This is a genomic window from Kribbella lupini, assembly GCF_039529595.1.
Lineage (GTDB): Bacteria > Actinomycetota > Actinomycetes > Propionibacteriales > Kribbellaceae > Kribbella > Kribbella lupini.
This window is the reverse complement of record NZ_BAAANC010000002.1, coordinates 2,522,254-2,544,872: the sequence shown is the minus strand read 5'-3', so window position 1 is coordinate 2,544,872 and position 22,619 is coordinate 2,522,254. Positions and strand designations below refer to the sequence as shown.

The 22,619-nt window shown below is 68.8% G+C and carries 18 protein-coding genes and 1 tRNA gene; 14 read left to right on the top strand and 5 right to left on the bottom strand.

What is annotated here, in order from left to right:
• Window positions 1-30: 30 nt before the first annotated feature.
• From ABD235_RS25485 to ABD235_RS25465, 5 genes are all read left to right on the top strand, one after another.
• Complete coding sequence (locus tag ABD235_RS25485; protein WP_344178345.1) at window positions 31-2,892, top strand: M36 family metallopeptidase; 2,862 nt, start codon at window positions 31-33, stop codon at window positions 2,890-2,892.
• A gap of 273 nt (window positions 2,893-3,165) precedes the next feature.
• Window positions 3,166-4,110, top strand: a complete 945-nt coding sequence (locus tag ABD235_RS25480) for a phospholipase D-like domain-containing protein (protein ID WP_344178343.1) — start codon at window positions 3,166-3,168, stop codon at window positions 4,108-4,110.
• A 61-nt stretch (window positions 4,111-4,171) separates the two neighbouring features.
• Window positions 4,172-4,510 (top strand): DUF6204 family protein, encoded by a 339-nt coding sequence (locus ABD235_RS25475; RefSeq protein WP_344178341.1) that lies wholly within the window; start codon window positions 4,172-4,174, stop codon window positions 4,508-4,510.
• Between the two features lie 72 nt (window positions 4,511-4,582).
• On the top strand, window positions 4,583-6,733 hold the full coding sequence (locus tag ABD235_RS25470) for a (Fe-S)-binding protein (protein ID WP_344178339.1): 2,151 nt from the start codon (window positions 4,583-4,585) through the stop codon (window positions 6,731-6,733).
• An 88-nt stretch (window positions 6,734-6,821) separates the two neighbouring features.
• The gene (locus ABD235_RS25465) at window positions 6,822-7,637 is read left to right on the top strand and encodes an SCO4651 family lipoprotein (RefSeq protein ID WP_344178337.1); all 816 of its coding nucleotides are present in this window, start codon (window positions 6,822-6,824) and stop codon (window positions 7,635-7,637) included.
• 42 nt (window positions 7,638-7,679) lie between these two features.
• Here ABD235_RS25465 and ABD235_RS25460 read toward each other — a convergent pair whose 3' ends face one another.
• Window positions 7,680-8,474: an SDR family NAD(P)-dependent oxidoreductase gene (locus tag ABD235_RS25460; protein ID WP_344178335.1), complete on the bottom strand. Its 795-nt coding sequence runs from the start codon at window positions 8,472-8,474 to the stop codon at window positions 7,680-7,682.
• 121 nt (window positions 8,475-8,595) lie between these two features.
• Between ABD235_RS25460 and ABD235_RS25455 the strand changes: the two genes are divergently transcribed.
• The 5 genes from ABD235_RS25455 to ABD235_RS25435 all read left to right on the top strand — a co-directional run bounded on the left by ABD235_RS25455 (window position 8,596) and on the right by ABD235_RS25435 (window position 13,633).
• Complete coding sequence (locus ABD235_RS25455; protein WP_344178333.1) at window positions 8,596-9,366, top strand: hypothetical protein; 771 nt, start codon at window positions 8,596-8,598, stop codon at window positions 9,364-9,366.
• Window positions 9,363-10,193, top strand: coding sequence for a DUF4097 family beta strand repeat-containing protein (locus ABD235_RS25450; protein WP_344178331.1), 831 nt, complete (start codon window positions 9,363-9,365; stop codon window positions 10,191-10,193). Before ABD235_RS25455 ends, ABD235_RS25450 begins: the two co-directional genes overlap by 4 nt.
• A gap of 47 nt (window positions 10,194-10,240) precedes the next feature.
• Complete coding sequence (locus ABD235_RS25445) at window positions 10,241-10,459, top strand: hypothetical protein (RefSeq protein WP_344178329.1); 219 nt, start codon at window positions 10,241-10,243, stop codon at window positions 10,457-10,459.
• Between the two features lie 145 nt (window positions 10,460-10,604).
• A complete protein-coding gene (locus tag ABD235_RS25440; RefSeq protein ID WP_344178327.1) occupies window positions 10,605-12,140 on the top strand; it encodes a PQQ-binding-like beta-propeller repeat protein in 1,536 nt (511 codons plus the stop codon).
• Window positions 12,141-12,160: 20 nt separating this feature from the next.
• Window positions 12,161-13,633 carry a PQQ-binding-like beta-propeller repeat protein gene (locus ABD235_RS25435; protein WP_344178324.1) on the top strand — a complete coding sequence of 491 codons (1,473 nt, stop codon included), beginning with the start codon at window positions 12,161-12,163 and terminating at the stop codon, window positions 13,631-13,633.
• Window positions 13,634-13,637: 4 nt separating this feature from the next.
• On the opposite strand, the gene dcd is transcribed toward ABD235_RS25435, so the two are convergent.
• Complete coding sequence (gene dcd, locus ABD235_RS25430; protein ID WP_344178322.1) at window positions 13,638-14,213, bottom strand: dCTP deaminase; 576 nt, start codon at window positions 14,211-14,213, stop codon at window positions 13,638-13,640.
• 207 nt (window positions 14,214-14,420) lie between these two features.
• Window positions 14,421-14,858: a MarR family winged helix-turn-helix transcriptional regulator gene (locus ABD235_RS25425; RefSeq protein WP_337925927.1), complete on the bottom strand. Its 438-nt coding sequence runs from the start codon at window positions 14,856-14,858 to the stop codon at window positions 14,421-14,423.
• 224 nt (window positions 14,859-15,082) lie between these two features.
• Here ABD235_RS25425 and ABD235_RS25420 point away from each other — a divergent pair.
• From ABD235_RS25420 to ABD235_RS25410, 3 genes are all read left to right on the top strand, one after another.
• Window positions 15,083-15,156: transfer RNA gene (locus ABD235_RS25420), tRNA-Gly, on the top strand.
• 239 nt (window positions 15,157-15,395) lie between these two features.
• Entirely contained in the window at window positions 15,396-16,604 is a 1,209-nt protein-coding gene (locus ABD235_RS25415) for a DUF6652 family protein (protein WP_344178318.1), read from the top strand.
• Between the two features lie 111 nt (window positions 16,605-16,715).
• A complete protein-coding gene (locus ABD235_RS25410) occupies window positions 16,716-19,205 on the top strand; it encodes a polysaccharide lyase family 8 super-sandwich domain-containing protein (RefSeq protein ID WP_344178316.1) in 2,490 nt (829 codons plus the stop codon).
• Here ABD235_RS25410 and ABD235_RS25405 read toward each other — a convergent pair.
• Window positions 19,202-19,828 (bottom strand): G5 domain-containing protein, encoded by a 627-nt coding sequence (locus tag ABD235_RS25405; RefSeq protein ID WP_344178314.1) that lies wholly within the window; start codon window positions 19,826-19,828, stop codon window positions 19,202-19,204. The two genes, ABD235_RS25410 and ABD235_RS25405, sit on opposite strands and share 4 nt — an antisense overlap.
• A 77-nt stretch (window positions 19,829-19,905) precedes the next feature.
• On the bottom strand, window positions 19,906-21,882 hold the full coding sequence (locus tag ABD235_RS25400) for a DUF8094 domain-containing protein (protein ID WP_344178312.1): 1,977 nt from the start codon (window positions 21,880-21,882) through the stop codon (window positions 19,906-19,908).
• Between the two features lie 146 nt (window positions 21,883-22,028).
• On the opposite strand from ABD235_RS25400, the gene ABD235_RS25395 reads away from it, so the two are divergent.
• Window positions 22,029-22,619, top strand: a complete 591-nt coding sequence (locus ABD235_RS25395) for a TetR/AcrR family transcriptional regulator (RefSeq protein WP_344178310.1) — start codon at window positions 22,029-22,031, stop codon at window positions 22,617-22,619.

Sequence of the window (22,619 nt, the reverse complement as noted above, 5' to 3'; positions counted from 1 at the left end):
AAAGGGCGGGGGCTCCTGGCAGTCTCTGCCGTGTCCGCGACCGCCCTGCTGGCCGTAGCCGCCGGCGGTGGGGCCTCGGCCGCCACCGCGGCGACCCCGAAGTCCGGCGACGAGAACAGCCCGTCCGTCACCGCCAAGGAGCGCAAGGGCAACTTCGACGCCCGCACCCCGAGCGCCCGGACGAGCTTCGCCCGGGCCGCGAAGGTGGTCGGCAAGGACACCGCGGCGACGGAGAAGTTCCGCGACTCCCTCGGCGCCCAGGGCATCGTCGGCATCGACGAGAACACCGGGACCCCCTCGCAGGTGACCAAGCTCAACGGCTTCCTCACCGCCGCGAGCTCGAAGAAGGCCACCCAGGTCGCGCTCGACTACGTCAAGGCGCACCCCGAGGTGTTCAAGCTGACCGACTCCGACCTGGGCACCCTCAAGCTCCGGAAGGACTACGTCGACGACCTCGGCACCCACCACATCTCCTGGGTCCAGGTCGTCGACGGACTCGAGGTCTTCGGCAACGGCCTCAAGGCCAACGTCACCAAGGACGGCAAGCTGATCTCCGTCCAGGGTGCCCCGGTGGCCGGCCTGGCCGGACTCGCCAAGGCCCGTACGGCGGCCGCCAAGCTGACCGCCGCGGCCGCCCGCAGCGCCGCGACCGAGGACGTCGGCGGCACCGCGAAGAGCGCGACCGCGAAGGCGGCCGGCACCACCACGACGTGGAGCAACGGCGACTGGGCCAAGGAGGTCTGGTTCCACACCGCCGACGGCCTGCGCAAGGGCTGGTCGACGTACACCAACGCGGGCGGATCGCTGATCTACACCCACGTGGTCGACGCCCAGACCGGCGCGCTGCTGTACCGGCGCGACCTGTCGAGCAAGGCCACCGAGGGCATCGGCGACGCGCTCGTGCAGGACAACTACCCGGGCGCGCCGATGGGTGGCGTGCAGCGCACCGAGAACCTGATCTACAACAAGTGGCTGCCGAAGAAGGCCAAGACGCTGCTCGAGGGCACCTCGGTCGCGGCCTGGGCCGACGTGAACGACGACAACCAGCCGAACGCCGGCGAAACCGTCAACGCGCCGGGCACCGCCACCTCCTCGCAGTACAAGCTGGTGCCGTTCCAGTCGAACCCGCTGTGCTCGGCGGCGTACGTCTGCACCTGGGACCCGGCCAAGCCGGACTCCTGGAAGACGAACATGAACCAGGACGTCACCAACGGCTTCTACCTGGCCAGCAACTTCCACGACTGGCTGGCCAAGCCGCCGATCAGCTTCACCAAGGCGGCCGGCTCGTTCGACGCCGACGGCGGCGACCCGGTCCTGCTGAACGCGCTCGACGGCGCGGCGACCGCCGCCAACGGCGGCCCGGACGGCAACCACGTCAACAACGCGAACATGAACACCCCGCCGGACGGCACCCCGCCGACCATGCAGATGTACCTGTTCGGGACGCCGGGCGACAACACCACGGTGCCGAGCAGCTCGTCGAACTCGGCCGAGATCCTGTACCACGAGTACACCCACGGCCTGTCGAACCGCCTGGTCGTCGACGCGACCGGCAACTCGACGCTGAACAGCATCCAGGCCGGCTCGATGGGTGAGGCGTGGAGCGACTTCTACGCGCTCGACTACCTGGCCTCGCACAACCTGGAGAAGGACACCACCGCCAACGGCGAGATGCGGATCGGCAAGTACGACACCGCCGGCGGCACCATCCGGACCCAGCCGGGCGACTGCCGGGTGAAGGCCAAGGAAGCGGCCTGCGTCGGCATCGACGGCTCGCAGGGTGGCTACACCTACGGCGACTTCCCGACCATCGGCGGCGCGCCGGAGGTGCACTCCTCCGGTGAGGTGTGGACGCAGACCCTGTGGGACCTGCGCGAGCGCTTCGGCCGGTCGTACGCGGTGAGCATCATCACCCGCGCGATGGAGCTGTCCGCGGCCGACCCGACCATGCTCGACATGCGCAACGCGATCGTGCAGGCCGACCTGGTCGCCTCCGGCGGCAAGAACGCCAAGATCATCTGGCAGGTCTTCGCCAACCGCGGCATGGGCTGGTACGCCGGTGTCCTGGACGGCGGCGACTCCACGCCGGTCGAGGACTTCCACATCCCGCCGACCGGTGCCACCACCACGATCAGCGGCAAGGTGACGGACTCCGACACCAAGGCCCCGGTGGCCGGCGCGCTGGTCTTCATCGGCGGTCACGCCTCCGGGTACGCCGGTGACTACTCGGCCGTCACCAAGGCCGACGGCACCTACTCGATCGACAACGTCTTCCCCGGGACCTACGGCAAGTTCGTGGTCTCCGGTGCGGGCTACGAGATCCTCGGCAACGCGCTGAAGGTCACGGCCGGCGGCACCACGGCGAACTTCGCGCCGCGGCGCAACTGGGCCGCGGCCTCCGGTGGCGGCACCGTGGTCGACTTCAACGGTCCGGACTTCAGCCCGCAGTGCGGGCCGGCGTACGCGATCGACTCCAGCCAGGGCACCGGCTGGGGCAGCACCACCGGCGAGGACAACGGTGCTCCGTCCGGCGTGATGATTCCGAAGCACATCGACATCAAGCTGCCGTCGGCGGTCACGGTGTCGAAGTTCTCGGTCGACCCGTCGAACACCTGCGGCGACCCGGGCAGCGCCTCGACCGGCAAGTACCGGATCGAGACGTCGACCGACGGCACCACCTGGACCACCGCCCAGGAAGGCGAGTTCACCGCCGCGAACCGCGGCAAGTACACCGAGCTCACCCCGACCGCGGCGACCACGAACGTCCAGTACGTCCGCTTCTGGATGCTCAGCCCCCAGGTCCCGGACTTCGCCACCAACTGCCCCGACGGCGCCTACGGCGGCTGCCAGTTCACCGACATGACCGAACTCCAGGTCTACGGCACGAAGTAACACCCAGCACCGAACCGAAGGGCCCCAGCCGGATCCACCGGCTGGGGCCCTTCGGCCGTTCAAGGGGGAGGAGAACGGCAAGGAAAGAACCACAACAGCAGGACAAGGACGGAAGGCAGAGGAGCGACTACAAGAACAAAGAAGACAAAGAAGACAAAAGAAAGACAAAATATAGTTAGGTCGACAGATGGTGGCCGTTCGCTGTCGGCTTTCCGTAGTCTGCGGTACACACCGCGCCCCGACCGGCGGGCGAAACGCTGGAGGGGATAAGGAATGACGGCTGGAGAACCGCGCCTGTACACCGATGCCGTTTGGCAGGATGTCAGCCGAGAGATCACCCGAGACCGAGCCGCACGCGCGTATGCCGCGATCGCCTACCTCGGGTACGACGCCGGCGAACTACTGACCGGTTTGCGGGCTGAGGATGTTCTGGTGTGCGACGCCAGCCGGGATGCTGTCCGGCTCGGGTTGACCAGCGTCCACGCACTCGAGGTACTGCTGGAGCGTGGAATCGCGGTCTACAGCCGCGAGGGTCTACACGCGAAGTGCGCCGCAGTCGGCAATCGGGTGCTTGTCGGCTCGGCTAATGCGTCCAGGACAAGCAAAGAACGACGCCACGAAGCAGTTGTCGCGATAACGTCTCAGCCGATGGCCTCACAGTTGCGTGACTACATCAAGGAGATGGCTGCCAGTCCAGGACGACTTCTTCGTGCCGCAGACCTGGAAGTTCTTTCTGGAATACAGGTTGTGGCTCCCAAGTTTCCCAAGAGTGAGCCGCGAGTCCGCCCCGTAGTTCCGCCGGGCGTGCAGGTCTGGCTTCTCCCATGGCAACCGTACGACCCCACGCCGGCAGAAGAGCGTGACTTTGAGGATGCGACCTCTCATTCCGCGACCGCTCTGCGAGGCTCCGACTCACTGGATGTGGTCTGGTGGTCGGGTCGACCTGCCGTCAAGGCCGGCGACTACGTCTGTTGGGGGAACCCAGATGACCGATACATCGGCCCGCCGCACGAGGTTTTTGATCTCCGCAAACCCTTGGGCGGTCGACAAACCGGTATCTACTACGTGCGGCGTGGCGACCTGAAGATGTTGCCCACCAAACAGGTGCGTGACGTGTTCGGCGCCGAATGGCCCAGCAACGATTACGAAGGACATCGGTTGAACAGCGAGCTTGTGACCGGGCTTACCACTCTCGGCTGGCAGCGGCTGAGCAACTGATGCGGCCTTGCGAGCCAAAAGTCGACGGACGGCGCGCGGCGGGTTCGAATACAGTCCACCCATGAGTTCAGAGGTCCGCACCTTCAGGGTTGTTACTCGTGGAGAGTTTCAGAACCTGACCGGCACCCAGCGGGAGAAGCTTCGGGCGGAGCTTCACGAGCATGATCTGTTGGTGGCGGACTACACGGAGACGGGGACGCTCAGTTATGACGCTGAGTTGAGGCCGTTCACTGTTCGGTGTCTGGTGGTGCAGACGGCGGATCGGGCGGATCAGGAGGCTGTGGACACGGGGGTGCTGGTGGCGTTGGAGCTGCTCGAGCGGGCTGGTCTGGACCACCATCGGTTGCGGACGACTGCGAGCTGTCTGGAAGACGTGAAGATCAACCGCCGGAGGAAGTGAGACGGGACACGCTGGCGTGATGAGGGGCTCATCGACATGACTCGTCGGTAACCAACCAATAACATCGCTGGTATGCAGATCTTCGCCATCGTTGTTTCGCTTGCGGTTGCCGCGGTCGGGGTCGCACTGTTCGGGAAGACGATCGGGCACATGGTGTCGGTGGTCAGGCTCGGGCAGCCGGCGCGGCGGACGGATCGGCCGGGGCAGCGGTCGCTGACGTTGGCCAAGGAGTCGCTGCTGCACACGCGGATGCTGCAGTGGAGCCACATCGGGGTGCTGCACTGGTTCGTGGCGTTCGGGTTCATCGGGCTGTTCCTCAGCCTGGTGACGGCGTTCGGGCAGCTGTTCGACGCGCACTTCGCGCTGCCGCTGATCGGGCACTGGTTCGTGTTCGAGTGGGTCAGCGAGTTCCTCACCTGGACCGGACTGGTCGCCATCGTGGGGCTGATCGCGATCCGGCTGCGGCACCTGCCGCGGGGCGAGGAGGGCCGGTACAGCCGGTTCTTCGGGTCGCGGGCCTGGCAGGCGTACTACGTGGAGTACACGATCCTCGGCGTGCTGGTCTGCATCCTGCTGCTGCGCGGGCTGGAGTACCAGCTCGGCGCCGGCGACAAGTTCCACTTCCCGACGACGTTCTTCATCGGCACCGGACTGTTCGGCGGGCTGTCCGAGCACGCGCTGGAGAACACCGTCTACCTGGTCGCGATGGTGAAGATCCTGATCTCGTTCGCCTGGATGATCACCATCTCGCTGAACGCCACGATGGGAGTGGCCTGGCACCGGTTCACCGCCTGGCCGAACATCTGGTTCAAGCGCAAGGCCGACGGCGGTACGGCGCTGGGCGCACTGCAGCCGATCATGGTCAACGGCGCCCCGATCGACTTCGAGAACATCGAGGAGCTCGACGAGGACGCCGCGCTCGGCGTCGGCAAGGTCGAGGACTTCACCTGGAAGGGCCTGCTCGACTTCACCACCTGCACCGAGTGCGGCCGCTGCCAGTCGCAGTGCCCGGCCTGGAACACCGACAAGCCGCTGTCGCCCAAGCTCGTGGTGATGAACCTGCGCGAGCACGCGTACAACAAGGCGCCGTACCTGCTGGCCGACGAGGACGACCGCAAGTCCCTGTCCCAGCTGGTCCTCGACGAGCAGAACAAGCCGCTCGTCGGTTCGCCCGACGTCGCGGTGATCGACGAGGAGGCACTCTGGGCCTGTACGTCGTGCGGCGCGTGCGTCCAGCAGTGCCCGGTCGACATCGAGCACGTCGACGCGATCATGGACATGCGCCGCTACCAGGTGCTGATCGAGTCGTCGTTCCCGTCCGAGCTCAACGGGCTGTTCAAGGGCCTGGAGAACAAGGGCAACCCGTGGAACATGAACCCGTCGGGGCGGATGGACTGGGCCAAGGACCTGCCGTTCGAGGTCAAGCAGGTCGGCACCGATGTGGAGACGCTGGCCGAGGTCGAGTACCTGTTCTGGGTCGGCTGCGCGGGCGCCTTCGAGGACCGCGCGAAGAAGACCACCCAGGCCGTCGCCGAGCTGCTGAACATCGCGGGCGTGAGCTTCGCCGTACTGGGTGACGGCGAGACCTGCACGGGCGACCCGGCCCGGCGCGCGGGCAACGAGTTCGTCTTCCAGCAGCTGGCGATGCAGAACGCCGAGGTGTTCAAGGAGACCGGCGCGAAGAAGGTCGTCTCGACCTGCGCGCACTGCTTCAACACGCTGAAGAACGAGTACTCCCAGCTCGGCGTCGAGCTCGACGTCATCCACCACACCCAGCTGCTCAACCGGCTGGTCCGGGAGAAGAAGCTGACTCCGGTCGCGCCCGCCGACAGCACGCTGAACGGGCAGAAGATCACGTACCACGACCCTTGCTACCTGGGCCGGCACAACCAGGTGTACGACGCTCCGCGGGAGCTGCTCGAGATCATCCCCGGTGCCGAGTTCGCCGAGATGCCGCGCAACAAGACCAAGTCGTTCTGCTGCGGCGCCGGCGGCGCGCGGATGTGGATGGAGGAGAAGACCGGGTCGCGGATCAACGTGAACCGGACCACCGAGGCGGTCGAGACCGGCGCGGACAAGATCGCCACCGGCTGCCCGTTCTGCCGGGTGATGCTGTCCGACGGGCTGACCGCCAAGCAGGCCGACGGGTCGGCGCGCGAAGAGGTCGAGGTCAACGACGTGGCCCAGCTGCTGCTCGCGTCGGTGAAGCGCGGCGAGAGCTAGACCTGCAACAAGCTGCAAATCCCTTCCCAGGCAGGGCTTCGGGCCCGTAGGATCCGGCGTTCGATCCACCTGGGAGGGGAAACGCACTGTGAGGGTTCGTACACGAGCGGCAGCCGCGCTGGCCGTCGTTCCGCTGGTTCTGGGGCTCGCCGCCTGTGGTGGCAGCGAGGAGCCGAAGGCGGCCGACCAGCCGTCCATCACGACGTCGACCACGTCGGAAGCACCGGCCAGTACGCCGACGCCCGCGCCGCCGACGGCCGCGGCACCGGCCGCCGTACGGCTGGACCGGGCCACGTTCCTGCCGGCGATGAACACCGCGCTCGCCAAGCAGACCAGCTACCGCACGAGCGGCAGGATGACTGCCGGTGGCAAGGTGCTGATGACGATCACCGGCGTGCAGCAGCTCAAGCCGCCGGCGATGTCGGTGTCGATGACCGGCGAGGCGTTCCAGGGCAAGACGGCCAAGATCGTCATGGTCGGCAAGACGCTCTACATGTCGATCCCCGGGGCGACCCCGGCCGGCAAGTACGCAAAGATCGACACCTCGGACCCGTCGATGGCGCAGTTCGGCGAGTTGGCCGGCAGCGGTGACCCGACCAAGACGTTCGAGTCGTTCAAGGGCGCGTTGCGCGAGGTGAAGTTCGTCAAGAACGAGACGATCGGCGGCGTGAAGCTGGACCGCTACGACATCACCGTCGACACCGCCGCGGTGCTCAAGGCGCAGGGCAAGAAGATCCCGGCCGGTGTGCCGAAGACGCTTCCGTACTCGATGTGGCTGGACGCCGGCAAGATGACCCGCCGGTTCTCGTTCGACCTGCAGGGCGTCAGCATGCTGATGACCATGGACCCGACGACGACCCCGGTCTCGATCAAGGCCCCGGCCAAGAAGAACATCGTCAACTGACGTCATCGGGCTCCTCCCGCGGAGGAGCCCGATGACCACCAGCTAGTGCAGGTACGAGGCGCCGTTGAAGTCGAGGACGGCGCCTGACGACCAGCCCGAGGCGGGCGAGGCGAGCCAGTACACGGCCGCGGCGACCTCCTCGGCCGTGGCGATCCGGTTGAACGGGCTCTGCGCCCGCAGCGCGTCACCCTCGGGCGAGTTCAGCCGCTGGGCGACCATGTCGGTGCCGATGAATCCGGGCGCGATTGACGTCACGGTGATGTCATGTGGCGCCAGCGCGACCGCCATCGACTGCCCGAACGCCTGCAGCCCCGCCTTCGAGGCCCCGTACGCCGGTACGTCGGGCTCGCCGCGAGACGCTCCCCGCGACCCGACGTTCACGATCGCACCCCGCCGTACGCCGTCCGCGGGGTCCCGGTCGATCATCTGCCGCGCGACGCACCAGGTCAGGTGTGCGGCCCCTTCGAGGTTGACCGCGAGCGTCCGCCGCCACGCCGCCACCCACTCGTCGTACGGTGTCTCGGCGATCGGGTGACCGATCCGGCGCGACCCGGCGACCGGCTCCTCGACGTACAGGGCCGCGTTGTTGACCAGGACATCGATCCGGCCGAGGACAGCCGCCGATTCCTCAACCAGGGAAGGGATTGCGGCCGAGTCGCCGAGGTCGGCGGCGACCACTCCGTGCCCCTCGCCGGGCAGTTCGCGGCGGACCGCCTCGGCCTTGTCGACCGATCCCCGGCAGTGCAGCACGACCCGGTCACCGGCGGCCGCGAACACCTTGGCCACGGCGGCTCCGACGCCGCGTGACGCACCGGTGACGAGTACTCCTCTGGACACCCTGGTCCCCTCTCGTTGGCAGGTCTTCATTCTCCCCTGACATCACCCGTGGCACCGCTCAGCGACAGAGTGACATCAGGAAGGGTTGACAGTGACGTCACTATGACGTCATGATTGCGTCATGGAACTTGACCACTACCTCGAGTCGGTCCGCCGTAGCGTGGAGAACGCCACCGCGTTGGCCGACGACCAAACCCGCTCCGTGGCACAGCGCCTCGGAGCCACGCTGGATGACGCGGGCCGCCTGGCCCTCATCTCAGCCCTGTCCGACGCCGCCGGGGAGATCAGCCGTGAGCTGTCCCCCGGATCGGTGGAGCTCCGGATGGCCGGCGGCCGTCCCGAGTTCGTCGTCACCCCCGCCCCGAGTCAGCTGACCGGCGCGGACGACGACCTGGACGACGACACCGAGGACGACACCAACGACACCGGAGCGACCGACCTGGCTCCGGACGCCGACGAGCCGACCGCGCGGATCACGCTGCGGCTGCCGATGTCGGTGAAGAACAAGGTCGACGAGGCCGCAACCGCCGAGGGCATCTCCTCGAACGCGTGGCTGATGCGCACCGTGATGACCGCCCTGACCGGCGACCGCGGCCGCCGCGGTGGCCCCCGGCCGCCCCGGCCCCCGCGCCCGCCGCGCGGAGGGATCTTCGGACCGGACGGCCCGCTCGGGCCCGACGGACCGCTGGGTCCCGACGGGGTCTTCGGCCCCGACGGCGTCCTGGGACCGGACGGACCGTTCGGACCGGACGGCGTGTTCGGCGACGGACGCCGCGGCGACCGCGGTGAACGGCGGGGCGAGCGCGGCGACCGCCGCGAGCGCGGCCGGGACCGGGGACACGGCCGCGGTGGACGCGGACCGGGACAGCGGATGACGGGGTGGGCGCAGTGAGCGACTTCAGCACGGAACTGATCGGCGAGCCCGGCGAGGTCGACCGGGTCCGGATCGAGATCGGCGCCGGCCGGGTCGAGATCGTGCCGACCGACGGCGACCGGACGCAGGTCCGGATCGACGTGGAGAACGGCACCGAGGACGACCTGCGCTACAAGCTGTCCGGCAGCGAGCTGGTCGTCGAGACCACGAAGAACCAGCGGCGCGGACCCGAGGTCCACGTCGTGATCCAGACGCCGGACGTCCTGGCGGCGCGGATCAAGACCGGTTCGGGTGACATCTCGGCGCGGGCGACGCTGGGTGAGTCCCGGCTGTCCACCGGGTCCGGCGACATCCGGATCGAGCGGGTCGAGGGCACGCTCGCGGCCGGCACCGGCAGCGGCGACATCCGGATCGAGCACGCGGCCGGCGCGGTCCGGGCCAACACCGGCTCGGGAACGATCGACATCGAGCAGGCCGACGGCCAGCTCGCGCTGTCCACCGGGTCCGGCGACGTCCGGGTCGGTGACGCGACCGGTCCGACGACGGTCAAGGTCGGCTCGGGCGACATCACCATCGAGCGGATCCGCGACCACTCGGTCGCCACCTCCGGCTCCGGTGACGTCCGGGTCGAGCTGGCCGACGGACCGAGCGTCCGGGCCGAGACGGCGCGCGGCGACGTGCAGATCGGCGTACCGGACGGCGTACCGACGTACCTGGACCTGAAGACCGTCACCGGTCACATCCAGTGCGACCTGGAGCCGGGCGAGCAGCCGGCCGAGGGCGAGCGCTCGCTGATCCTGCGGGCTCGCACCGTCTCCGGCGACATCACCGTAGTACGGGCCTGAGGCAACGAAACACCATCGTCACGGGGACTAGTGAGGGGAGAAGCACGATGATCACCGAACACCAGGAAATCGCGCGCTACCAGGTCGCCGAGCAGCTGCGGGCCGCCGAGCGGAGGGCCCTGAGCAAGCAGGACCGCGCCGACCGGCGGGCCACGGACGGCGTCAACGCCCCGCGGCGGGAACTGGCCGGCGTCCTGCGCCGGCTGGCCGACCGCCTCGAGCCCCAGCCGCGGCACCGGCGGCCCGGTTTGTCCGTGGTCCGCTGAGGTGTCAGGTAGTTGCAGGAACCTGCAATCTTCCCGGTCCGGTTCGAGGGCTTCGGCGGCCCGGTCGCGCTGCTAGCGTTCCGTGAGCGCAGCGGGACACTCGCGTTCCGCTGATTCCTGGAACCGGACTCGGGGAGAACGAAAGATGTTGCGTCAGGTATTCGCCGCCACGGCCGCGGTCACCCTGCTGGCCGGGTGCAGCGGCGGGGACGACAAGTCCAACGACTCCCCCAAGGACGGTGCGGTCCAGACGTCCAGCACCCCGACCCCTCCGGCCCCGACGGCGTACGACCCACCGAAGGCCTTCCAGGCCGTGGCCGCCTCCGCACTTCCCGAGGAGAAGGGCCGGAGCTCGTTCAAGCCGCAGGTCGCGATGGCCGGAACGACCGCCGTCGCGAACAGCCTGAGCGGCGCCGTAGGACAGAGCGTCACCGGCGAGAAGCCCTGGCAGACCCTGTCCACCGAAACCACCGACGACAGCGTCGTGACCAACGACGCCACCCAGCCGGCCGTCGTGCAGCTGGACGGGAAGTCGGCCGTCGCGGTCGTCTACTACCAGCGGATCAAGGGCGGCGGGACGGCGAAGCCCAGCGTCCAGGCGCTGTTCCGCTGGCTCGACCCGGCCGACGGCAAGCCGATCTCCGAGGCGATGGTCGACGTGACCCCGCTGCTCGGCGACAACGAGGTCAACAGCGGTCTGCCCGGCGGCTTCACCGACCTGGCGGTCGACGCGAGCACCGGACAGGTCGCGGTCGGCGTGGCGCCGACCAGCCTGATCGGCGCGAAGTCCGGCGTGATCACCGTGATCGCCGACCCGGGCACGAAGAAGGGCGTCGCGGTCCCGTTCATGAAGCCCGCCGGCCTCGGCAAGGGCGTCCTGGTCGGTGCCCAAGGCAAGGAGAACACCCGCCGTACGCTCGCCTTCGTCGACGCCGCCACCGGCAAGGTGACCAAGTCCGGGCTGCTGCCCGGGCTGGAAGGTCTCGAACCGACCGGCGCCCTCGGCAGCAAGTACGCCTACCTGTACGGACAGAAGTACACCGAGGGCATCGGGAGCTACGGCACCGGTGACTACGTCGGCAACCTCTACGCGGTCGATCCGGCCACCGGCCAGGTCGTCCAGACCAAGACCGCGGTCAAGAAGACCCGGTACCTGTTCGGCTACACCTGCCACGCCGACGCCCAGAAGACGGTGGTCTGCAGCACCGATCCGGGCGCGACCGAGGACGAGATCGTCGGCTTCGACGACACCACCGGCAAGAAGCTGTGGGGCTACACGGCGACGAGCCCCGGCCGCGTCGTCCCGACCGTGAGCGCGGTCTTCCACGGGATGGTCTACGCCACCGTCCAGCAGAAGCCGGTCCTGGTGAACGCGCTGACCGGCCAGGACGTCCCGGTCCCGACGCCCACCGCCACGCCGACCGGCACCCCCGGTGCGAGCACGACCCCGACCGACGGCTCGATGCCGACCGACGACATCACGCCCGGCGACACCAGTACGCCGTCCGACAGCAGCTCGCCGTCCGGCACGCCCGGCGTCGGCCCGGTCCCCACGACCCCCGACTTCGAGCCGCTCTCCCCGGTCGGCGTCTCCGAGTACGGCGGCGCCTACCTGCGGGAGGCCGACGTGTCCGAGGACGATGTCGTCGGTAGCCTCCAGATTCTGAAAGCGATCGGCTGAACCCCGTGGGAGACCAGCGCATGCTCCGTCCGTTGATCGCGGCAACTGTTGCCGCCACCCTGCTCGCCGGCTGCAGCGGGGGTGACGACAAGGCCACCGACCAGCCGTCCCCGTCGGGCGACAGTTCGCCGTCGGCCTCGTCGACGCCGACCGGGCCGGACCTGGCGACGTTCGACCCGCCCAAGGCGTTCGTGCCGGTCTCGGCGCTGGCCCAGGGCAGCACCGGGCAGTCCAACATGTTCAACATCGAGGCCGGCATGGTCGGCGAGGCCTCGCTGTACGCGCTGCGCAGCGGACTGACCGCACGCACCCTGAGCGCGAGCAGCTGGGAGGTCCCGGCGTCCACCGAACCGACCACGACGACCAACGACTTCACCGCGCCGATGGCCGTGCAGCTGAACGGCAAGGAGGTCGTCGCCACGGCGTACACGCAGATCGTGCAGGGCAGCGGGACGCAGAAGTCGCACGGCCAGGTGACCTTCCAGTGGATCGATCCGTCGCAGGGTGACCTGCTCGCGACCGCCGTCGCCGACCTGAGCACGCTGCTCGGACCGGGCAACAGCGGCAAGGACTTCTACACCCCGGCGTACGACGCGGCGACCGGGCAGATCGCGGTCGGGGTCACGGTCTCGTCGCCGGACCGGACCGCCAAGATCCGCCAGTTCACGGTGTTCGCCGACCCGGTCACGAAGAAGACGAGCACGATCCCGGGGGTACGCGCGGCCGGCGTCCTCAACGGCACGGTCGTCGGCGTCAAGGGCGAGAGCGGCGAAGGCGTCAAGGACAACGCGATCGTGCAGGTCGACGCCGTCACGGGGACGGTCAAGAAGACGGTGCCGGTCCCGGCGATGAACTACCTGAGCATCGAAGGATCGGGCGGCAAGCACGCCTACCTCAGTGGCACCGGCTACGTGCAGGACACCAAGTACGAGCACCACTACGTGAACTCGGCGTACGCGGTCGACATCGCCACCGGCGAGGTGGTGGAGTCCAAGCAGCCGAACTCCAAGGACCAGGGCGGCATCGGGGGATGCTTCTCCGACCACGTCGCCTCGGTGGTGTGCAACGGCTCGATCGGTGACCAGAAGGGGATCGTCGGCTTCGACGACACGACCGGGAAGATCGCGTGGAAGTACGACGCGTCGGCCAACCGGCTCGTGCCTCAGGTCACCGCGATCTACAACGGCATGGTCTACGGATCGGCCGACGATCAGGCGATCCTGCTGGACGCGAAGACCGGGCAGGACGTGCCGACGCCGTCGGCGACGCCGACCGAGAGCGCGACCCCCGGGGACGGGACGACGCCGAGCGACTCGCCCTCGTCGTACGGCGACGGCAACGTCGGCGGCTGGGGCGACACCACGCTGCTGTACGGCGAGCCGAAGTCGCCGGCGATGGTCTCGAAGTACGGCAGCGTCTACCTGCAGGACCCGGGCAACAAGGCCCCGAGCAACACGGAGAAGATCCTCGTGGTGCAGAAAGCCGTTGGCTGACCGCTCAGACGTCGGTGCGGTGGAAGTTCAGATGCGATCGCGACGGTGTCGGCCCGCGCTGCCCCTGGTAGCGCGAGCCGTACTTCGCGGAGCCGTACGGGTGCTCGGCGGGTGAGGACAGCCGGAAGAAGCACAGCTGGCCGATCTTCATCCCGGGCCAGAGCTTGATCGGCAGCGTCGCGACGTTCGACAGCTCCAGCGTCACGTGCCCGGAGAAGCCCGGGTCGATGAACCCGGCGGTCGAGTGCGTCAGCAGACCGAGGCGGCCCAGCGAGGACTTGCCCTCCAGCCGCGCCGCGACGTCGTCCGGCAGCGTGACCAGTTCGTACGTCGATCCGAGGACGAACTCGCCCGGGTGCAGGATGAACGGCTCGTCGCCCTCCGGCTCGACCGTGCGGGTCAGGTCGGGCTGTTCCTCGGCCGGGTCGATGTGCGGGTACTTGTGGTTCTCGAAGACCCGGAAGTAGCGGTCCAGGCGTACGTCGACGCTGGACGGCTGGACCATCGCAGCGTCGAACGGGTCCAGCTGGACCCGCTTGGCGTCGAGCTCGGCCAGGATGTCGCGGTCGGAGAGCAGCACGCAGGCACAGTAGCGCAGCCCAGCCTCCAGAGGGCAGGCCGGACCGCCTACGCGCCACTCAGAACACTTACTGACGGCCCTGGTCGCTCCCCGTCGACTCGGACAACCCCGGTCCGGACCCCTCAGCTCTCCGGAACACGGCACCCGAACGGGCCGTCGGCAACAGCCTCCGCCACGACTGGTGTGCCGCGGCGGTACCGATCTGGCTCAGGCCAGCTTGTTGAACTTCGAGACCTGGTTGGCGAAGGTCTTCACCTGCGTCGGGGACCAGTCCTTGAGCAGGTCCTCGATCACCTTGTGCCGCTTCTTGCGGGCCGCGGCGAGCTTGCGCTTGCCGTTCGCGGTCAGCGTCAGCAACGTCGCGCGCGCGTCGGACTTGTCCGCCGCCCGCTTCAGCAGACCTTCCTCCTCCAGCCGTGCGCAGGCCCGGCTGACCGGACCCTTGTCCACCTCGAGTGCTGCCACCAGGTCGGCCATCCGCACCGGTGCCAGTTCCTCGACGTGGTTCAGCAACGCGTACTGGGCCGGCTCCAGGTCCGGGTGCGCCTCGTCGGACAGCGTCCGCTGCAGACCTCGCAGCCGGCGCGCCATCGTGACGAGCTCCCGTTCCAGGTTGTCCAGTGCGTCGTTAGTGTCAGTTGCCACCTCTTCACCCCTTCTTTGCAGTTGCCCCGCAACCATCTTGTCCGGTCCTGGTCAGGACCGCATCCTCACGTTGCGTCCATTGTTGCCCCCGGCAACGCGTTCTAATCTGCCAGAGTTCGGGCGCTCTGCCCAGTCCTTGGCGCGGCTTTGTGGAAAACTCCCCTGCGCACCCCCCGTGCAAACTGCCCGGCGCACCAGGTATGATCCTTCGCGTTGCCAGGCGTGCGGGTGTAGTTCAATGGCAGAACATCAGCTTCCCAAGCTGACAGTGCGGGTTCGATTCCCGTCACCCGCTCCATCGCAGGACTCATGTCTTGACAGCAGTACGGCGCTTCCCGGAAATCCGGGAGGCGCCTTTTCGCTTTTCGGCAGGCCCCGACACGGCCTATTCGAACATCAACTGACCATCGGGTTTGACCACCCTCAGCGCGGGTAGCCCCCGGCAACCACCAGGATTTCGGTCGGTCGACGCTGTCGTCCGCCGATGACCCGCGCGGCCGCGAAAATGTTTCGCGAGGGGGCGAGACGATGACACCGGTGACGGCCAGGATGCTCGGCGGGTGGCTCGGACTGGGCGCGGTTCTCACCGCGGGCACCGGCGCGGGGATCCTGCTGAAGAAGCCTTTTCGGATCGACGAGGCCGGCGACCTGGGCATCGTGTACGCCGTCCTCGGTGGCTGGCTGGCCGTCCACCTCGTGCTCGGCGCTCTCGTCGTCGCGGACGCTGTCCGGCTGACCCGGCGTCGCGAGCTCGACGCTCTGCGGCGCGGGGCGGATCTCGTGAAGCTCGTCGCGATCCCGTTCTTCGGCCTGAACTTCGTCACGCTCACCGGCGCGGTGGTGATCCAAGGGGCCGGCGACCGCGACCGGCTCGGCCTCGATGGCTTCGCCGTGGCGCTGCTGTTCGTCGTACTGACGTATCTGGCGTTGCTCCCGACCTCGGCGTACGGCGTGGGCTGCTTGGTGGTGATGCGCGAGGACGAGCATGTCGGTCGGCTCTTCTTCGGCGTCAATGTGACGCTGCACTTCCTGTTCGTCGTCGACGTGCTGAGCTCGATCGTCGTGGTCGAGGTCGCCATGCGACTGCTTGGGACCGCCCGAGCACCAGGAGCTTGGTCGCGGAACCTGATGACCGGCGTGCTCGCCGCGGGATCGTCAGTCGCGGCGGTCTGGCTGGTGTTCGTCGCGATCTTCTACGGGCTCGACCTGCGTCCCGACTTCATCGCCGAGGGCATCTTTTGGCTGGCGCTCGTCCCGCCGGCGGAGTTCGTGCTGCTGGTGGTGGTTCCGGTCGTGCCGCTGGTGACGTTCCGGACCGCCGTACGGCTGTTCCTCGCCGGCGACCTCGAGACGTTGCGGCGTACGGCCCGGACGGTCAAACTCGCGCTGATCCCGCTCTTCCTGCAGAACGTCGTGATCTGCACGGTGATCGTGCTCGGCCTGACGCTGCTGCCGATCGCCGTCACCCGGGGCGCCATCCTCGTCTCCGGCCCCGCCGGCATCGCGTTCGTCGGGGTCTTCACCGCGACGGGTCTGGTACCGACGGTGATCGGCACCTATCTGATGCTGCTGCCGACGTCGATCTACGGCGTGACGTGCCTGGCGCTGATGATGCGGCAGCGCGCGGTCAGCCCGCGGTACGGCGTGGTCAACACGCTGCTGCACCTCATCTTCGTCGCCGATGTCGTCAGCGCCCTCGCCACGTTCAGCGGCAGCAGGCCGGGCGTCTCCGTCGCCACCCGGTAACCGGCAACCCGCCGTCAGACGGAGGAAAGTCGGCGGTAAACGGTTGCCGGAAGATAGTTTCGGCTGGTTGACTCGGGCTGTGAGGTTCTTCCCTTTCGCCCGGGAGTTGCTGTGGAGCTCAGTCGTCGCCGCCTGCTGTCGTTCGTCCCCGCCGCCGCCCTGCTGACCGCGGTCCATCCCGCGCCCGCGTCAGCCGCTGAGTCCGGTGGGGTCGGTTCTGCCGCTGGGCCTGATCAGTTGCTGGCCAACCTGGTCGGCATCTTCACCGGGACCGCCGAGTCCAACGCGCGCCCGGAGGTCGCGGCCAAGCTCGCCGCGCTCGACCAGACCGCGCGCACCTGGCTCGCGGCGATGGATCGCGCCGGCGCGGCCGAGGCCTTCGCGGGCCTGCCGCTCGGGACCAGCGACCCGAATCTCAGCGCGTCGTACCAGCACCTCTACGAGATCGCGCTCGCCGTACGACGTCCTGGTCCGGCCTCCGACCTGCAGGGCAACGCCGCGGTCCGGGCCAAGGTGCTCGACAAGCTGACCTGGCTGCACGCGAACTACTACGGCGACCAGGCCAAGGGCTACTACGGCAACTGGTTCACCTGGGAGATCGGCATCTCCGGCTTCGTCGGCAAGACGCTCGCGCTGCTCGACGCGCCGCGCGACCTGATCACGACGTACGTCGCCTCGATGGACGCGTACCTTCGCAACGGCGCCGACGGCGACGTGAACCTCGACTCGCGGTTCCACACCGGCGCCAACCTCGCCGACATCACCACCAACCGGATCGTCCAGGGTGCGCTGCTCGGCGACGACGCGCGGATCCGCAAGGCGCTGCAGGACCAGTTCACGGTCTTCGCGACGATCGATCCGTACGACCTGCGGCACGGCGTCACCGACGGGTACTACGCCGACGGCTCGTTCATCCAGCACAGCTCGGTCGCGTACACCGGCTCGTACGGCAAGGGTCTGCTCAGCCGCGTCGTCCAGACCGTGAAGCTGCTCGACGGTACGGCGTACGCGACCAGCGACGACCTCGTGAAGGTGGTTCAGGGCTGGGTCGAGACCGGGTTCGCGCCGCTGATCTTCGAGGGCTGGATGATGGAGATCGTCAAGGGCCGCGCGGTCTCGCGGCCGGGGACCGGGTACGACGACGTCGCGGTCGTGATCGAGGCGGTCGTGGACCTCGCCGACTACGCCGCCGCGGCCGATGCGGCGCGGCTGCGGTCGTACGTGAAGTTCACCGCGCGGCCGACGCTCAACCCGAACAGCTTCGTCTCGCCGGTCAGTGTCGCGCGCTTCGCCGAGATCGTCGCGGACCCGGCGGTCGTGCCCGCGGATCTGAACCCGCCGGCGTCGTCGGTGGCGTTCAACGCGATGGACAAGACCGTGCACCGGCGGCCGGGCTATGCCTTTGCGCTGGCGCGGAACTCGGAGCGGATCAGCAAGTACGAGTACATGAGTGGCGAGAACCTGCTGCCGTGGTTCCAGGGGGACGGCGCGTACTACTTGTACCTCTCCGGGCAGGACCAGACGCAGGCTTACGGCGTCGACTACTTCACCACCGTGTCGCCGTACGGGCTGGCGGGGGTGACCGCGCCGGTCGAGACTCGGCAGTCGATCCCGGCGCTGTACGGGACGGCGTACTACAACAATCCGACGCATCCGCTGAACTTCACCGCGTCGTCGGAGTCGCAGAACACTTACGTGTATTTCCCCGTCGGCACCAACCGGCATTCCGGCGGCGCGACACTGGATGCCTTCGGGGCGGTCGGGTGGGTGCAGTCCGACGACTACGCCTACGCGCACCGGGACGAGCTGCCCGATGATTTCGTTGTCTACCGCAACGCTTCGGCGACCAAGTCGTGGTTCCTGCTCGACGACCAGATCGTCGTCCTCGCCGCCGGCGTCGGCGATGCTTCTCGCGCGGCGACGACCACTCTGGACGCCCGGCCGTCGGTGGGGATGCCGTCTGTCGAAGGTGTACTCCGCAACGGCCGCCGCTGGTCAGGCGCGGGCGTCGCCGACCTCCGCTGGCTCCACTACTCCAACGGCACCCAGTCCGTCGGCTACTACTTCCACTCGCCGGCGCGTGCCCGTGTCGCTGTCGACCAGGTCACCCGCAGCCGCCGAGTCGTCCGTACGTCGAACCCGGACACTGCGGTGACCCGGAACGTCTTTTCCCTCACCCTCGACCACGCGGCCGGAGCGCTCAGCTCGCACGCCTACTCGCTGCTCCCCAACGCCGGCCTCAGTGGGTTGGCCACCCACCGCCCGGTGCGTGTCCTCACCAACACCCCCCGAACCCAAGCCATCCAGTCAGGCAACCTCACCGCCGCCAACACCTTCAAGCCCGGGCCGCACATCCTCCCGGGTCTGATCATCGACGGCCCCGCCTCCGTGCTCGCCCGCACGACCGGCCGCCGGCTCACGATCGCCGTCTCCGATCCGACGTTCACCCGCCCGACGATCACGGTGACGATCCCCGGCCGCTGGCTGACTCTCTCCTCTGCCAACCCGGCGGTCCAGGTCACCCAGACCCTCCTGGGCAGCCGCCTGACCTTCACCACCCACCACCTCCACGGCGCAACAGCCACCGCGGCGCTGTATTAGCCGTTCTCGCACCCGACGCCATCGTTGTTGCCGTCGAGCCCGTAGATGTCCCGGCCGATGACTTGAACAGGCCCGACCACATAGGCCGGGCCGTTGCCGCTCCCGCTCGAACAGTCGACATCGCTGGCGATCGGCACACAGGCACCGCTGTAGTTCGGGTCGCACCCGCTCTCTTCCTCGACGACAACGGCCTTGGTCCCGACCGAGGTCACCTCGGCGACCGGCTTCCGCGTCACCACCTGCCGGACCAGCCGCTTGCCCACCTGCACGCCGCCGGTGAACGTCACCTCGTACGTGAGCCGCTGTACGCCGGCCCGCCCGCGCTTGGTCACCTCCCGCGTGCCGACCTCGAGCGACGCGTCCTGCTTGGTCACCCGCTTGAAGGCGACCGCCCGCGTCACCACCACCAACCGCCGTACCGTCACCGGCTTCACCACGGGCGTCGCCGCCGGCGGCTTCGTCGGCGCAGTCGTCGGTGGCGCGTTCGTCGGCGTACTGGCCGGAGCCTGGCTCACCGCCCCGGCAACAGGCTCGAGGTGCCCGTCCTTCTTCTCCCCTTCGATCGCGCAGCCCCCGGCCACGACCACCAGTCCCACGACACAACACAGCCATCTCCCACCCATCCCCACACCCTCGCCCTGCGGTCCGGACGTCACAAGACCTCGCACCCGGTGGGATGCGAGGTCTTGGTAGGGCTGGATCAGCTGCCGCCGGCTCCGACGAGTTGGCCGTCGAGGGAGAGGATCTGGAGTTTTCCTTGGCCCTTGAGGGGGATGACGACGGCCAGCTGGTGGAGGTAGTCCTGGTGGAGGGTCTGGGTGTACTTCACGTAGCTGCTGAACGCCGTGGGTGGTCCGCTGGTCCAGTACGCGTTGGAGCCGGGCTCGATGTGTTGGAGGTACTGCTCGGTGAGGGCGAGGAAGACCAGCGCGCGGCCGTCGGCGGTGATGAAGGTGAGGGGGTCGCCGGAGGGGCGGAAGGTGTCGGTGGCCGTGGCGATGTACGGCTTCTTGGCGTCGGCGATCTTGTCCTTGGCGCGCTGGTTGAGCAGCGTGACAGTGCCCGGCGACGGGGTGAAGAGGCTCGCCTTGGGTGAGGCGGGACCGCCGGACAGGTACGCGGCCAGGTTGGCGGCGGCCGACTGCGGGAGGCTGGCGAGCTTGTTCATGTCGGACTTCGTCGGCGCGCGGAGGCCTTCCAACGGCGGGAGCTTGATGCTCGCACTCGGGTAGACCGAGTACTTGAGCACCCACGGGTCGCCCGCGGTCGTGCGCTCCCAGACGCCGAGCTGCTTGCTGTCGGGGCTGGTCGAGACGCCCGAGGCGACCACGAAGCGCATCGGGTACGACCCGTACTGCGGCGCGCCGACCACCGGATCGGTGTACGTGAACGGCTTGACCTTGTCCTTGCCGGCCTCGTCGGTCTTCCGGCCGATCTGGTACCCGGCACGGGTCATCGCGAGCGTCGGGTCGGCCTCGATCGCCTCGGACAGCTTCGGGTCGCGGGCCTGGTTGGCCTGGTTGTTCAGTGCGTTGTACTTCTGGACGACCGCCAGCCCGTCCGCCACCGTCACCGCCGCCCGGGTGACCGGGCCGCTGCTGGTGTTCTCCTGCGGTACGGCGACGCAACCAGTTGCCGTCAGCAACATGATGCCGCCGGTCAACGCTGACGCCACCCGCTTCACCCGCGGCGGCGAGTATGCCGGCGCCGCGTACTGCGGCGGGATCCCCGGCACGGGCGCCGGGCGCGGCGCGGGGGCCTCCTCGGGCTCCTCGACGGGCTCCGGCCGGGGCTCGTCGGGGCCTGACTGAGGCGCACCCGCCGGGGCAGAGGTCGGTGCGGGGACGGGCGCGAACACCGGAGCGGGGGTTGGCGTCGGTGCGGGCGCCCCGGCCGGCTGCGCCGCCGGGGCGGGTGTCGGCGCAGGTGCGGGCGTCGGCTTCGGCGCAGGTGCAGGCGGCGCCGCCGCACCCGGCCGGCTCGGCACGGTCGGCACGACGTACGGCATCACCGGCTGCTGCGTCTCCGGCGTACCGGCCTCCGGCCGGCGTCGCCGCGGCAGCACCAGCCAGATCCCCAGGACCAGCAGGATCAGCCCAACCCCGAGCACCACCAGGCAGATCCCGAACAGCCCCTTGAGCTCGGCTCCGACCGTCACCGTCGCGTCGACCCCCGGCGTACCGTCGGCGTTCATCACCACCACGTCGTACGCGCCGTCCTTCGTCTCCCACTCGGCGGACTGCCGGCCGGCGCCACCGGCGTCCGCGACCCACCAGTCCAGCCCGGTCGGCGGGTTCAGCCGCTCGGAGCCGCCCTTCATCTCCTGCGTCCCGAAGTCCGACGGCAGGTCGAAGCGCACGACCCGCGTGTACGCCGCCCCGCCGAGATAGCTGCTGACGTCGAGATCGTGGCCGATGCCAACGAACACCGGCCGCGAACTCGTCGCCGTCACGTGCAGCGTGAAGCCGTGCCGGTCGAGCAGGTCGGGCGCCGTGGCAACGGCCAGGCCGCGACTGGTCAGCCGCTGCTCGCCGGTGTCGACGGTGCTGTCCGGACCGACCAGCCAGAACGCGGAGGCGGCCCCGGCGAGCGTGACGACCACCCCCGCCAGGGCGAGTGGCAGACCAAGGGCGGTGCGGGCGAAGCGGCGCATGAGTGGGGCTCCCGTTGACGACATGTCAGGTCCATGGCGGAGGACCGACCGGCACAGACCTAACCACAGGCTGAGGTCGGCCGTCGTTCACGAATAACTGAACGGGCAGCGATCTGTTACTGTCTTCTGAGTTAGTGAATGGCCATTTACAAACGACCGAGGAGGACGCCGTGGCCCGCCCGCGCCTGATCGACGACGACGCGATCCTCGACGCGACCCGCGTCGTACTGGCTGAGCTCGGCCCGGTGAAGCTCACGCTGGCGGCGGTCGGCGCGCGCGTCGGGCTGGCCGCGCCGACGCTCATCCAGCGGTTCGGGTCCAAGCGCGGGCTGCTGCTCGCGTCCGCGGCCCGGTCCCCGCGGATGGTGCTCCTGGCGGCCGAGCAGGCCGAGGCGCGCAACACCTCGCCGATGGCCGCGCTGCGCGACTTCGCCCTGTCGAGCGTCGCCCACATCGAGCGGCGCGAGCAGCTCGGCAACGGGCTGGGGTTCGTCCAGCTCGACGTTGCCGATCCCGAGTTCCGCGAGCACGCGCTCGCGCACTCCGCCGCGATCGTCGACACCACGGCGCGGCTGCTCCGCACTGCCCAGGCCGCCGGGGAGCTTCAGGCCTCCGCGGACGTGGATGCGTTGGCGCGCCTGACCCTGGTCTGTTTCAACGGGGCCCTGCAGGTCTGGGCCGTGAACGGCTGGGGCCCGTTGACCGAGTTCCTGCGCGACCAGCTCGACCTGCTGCTCGCGCCGTACCTGATCGAGGAGTGA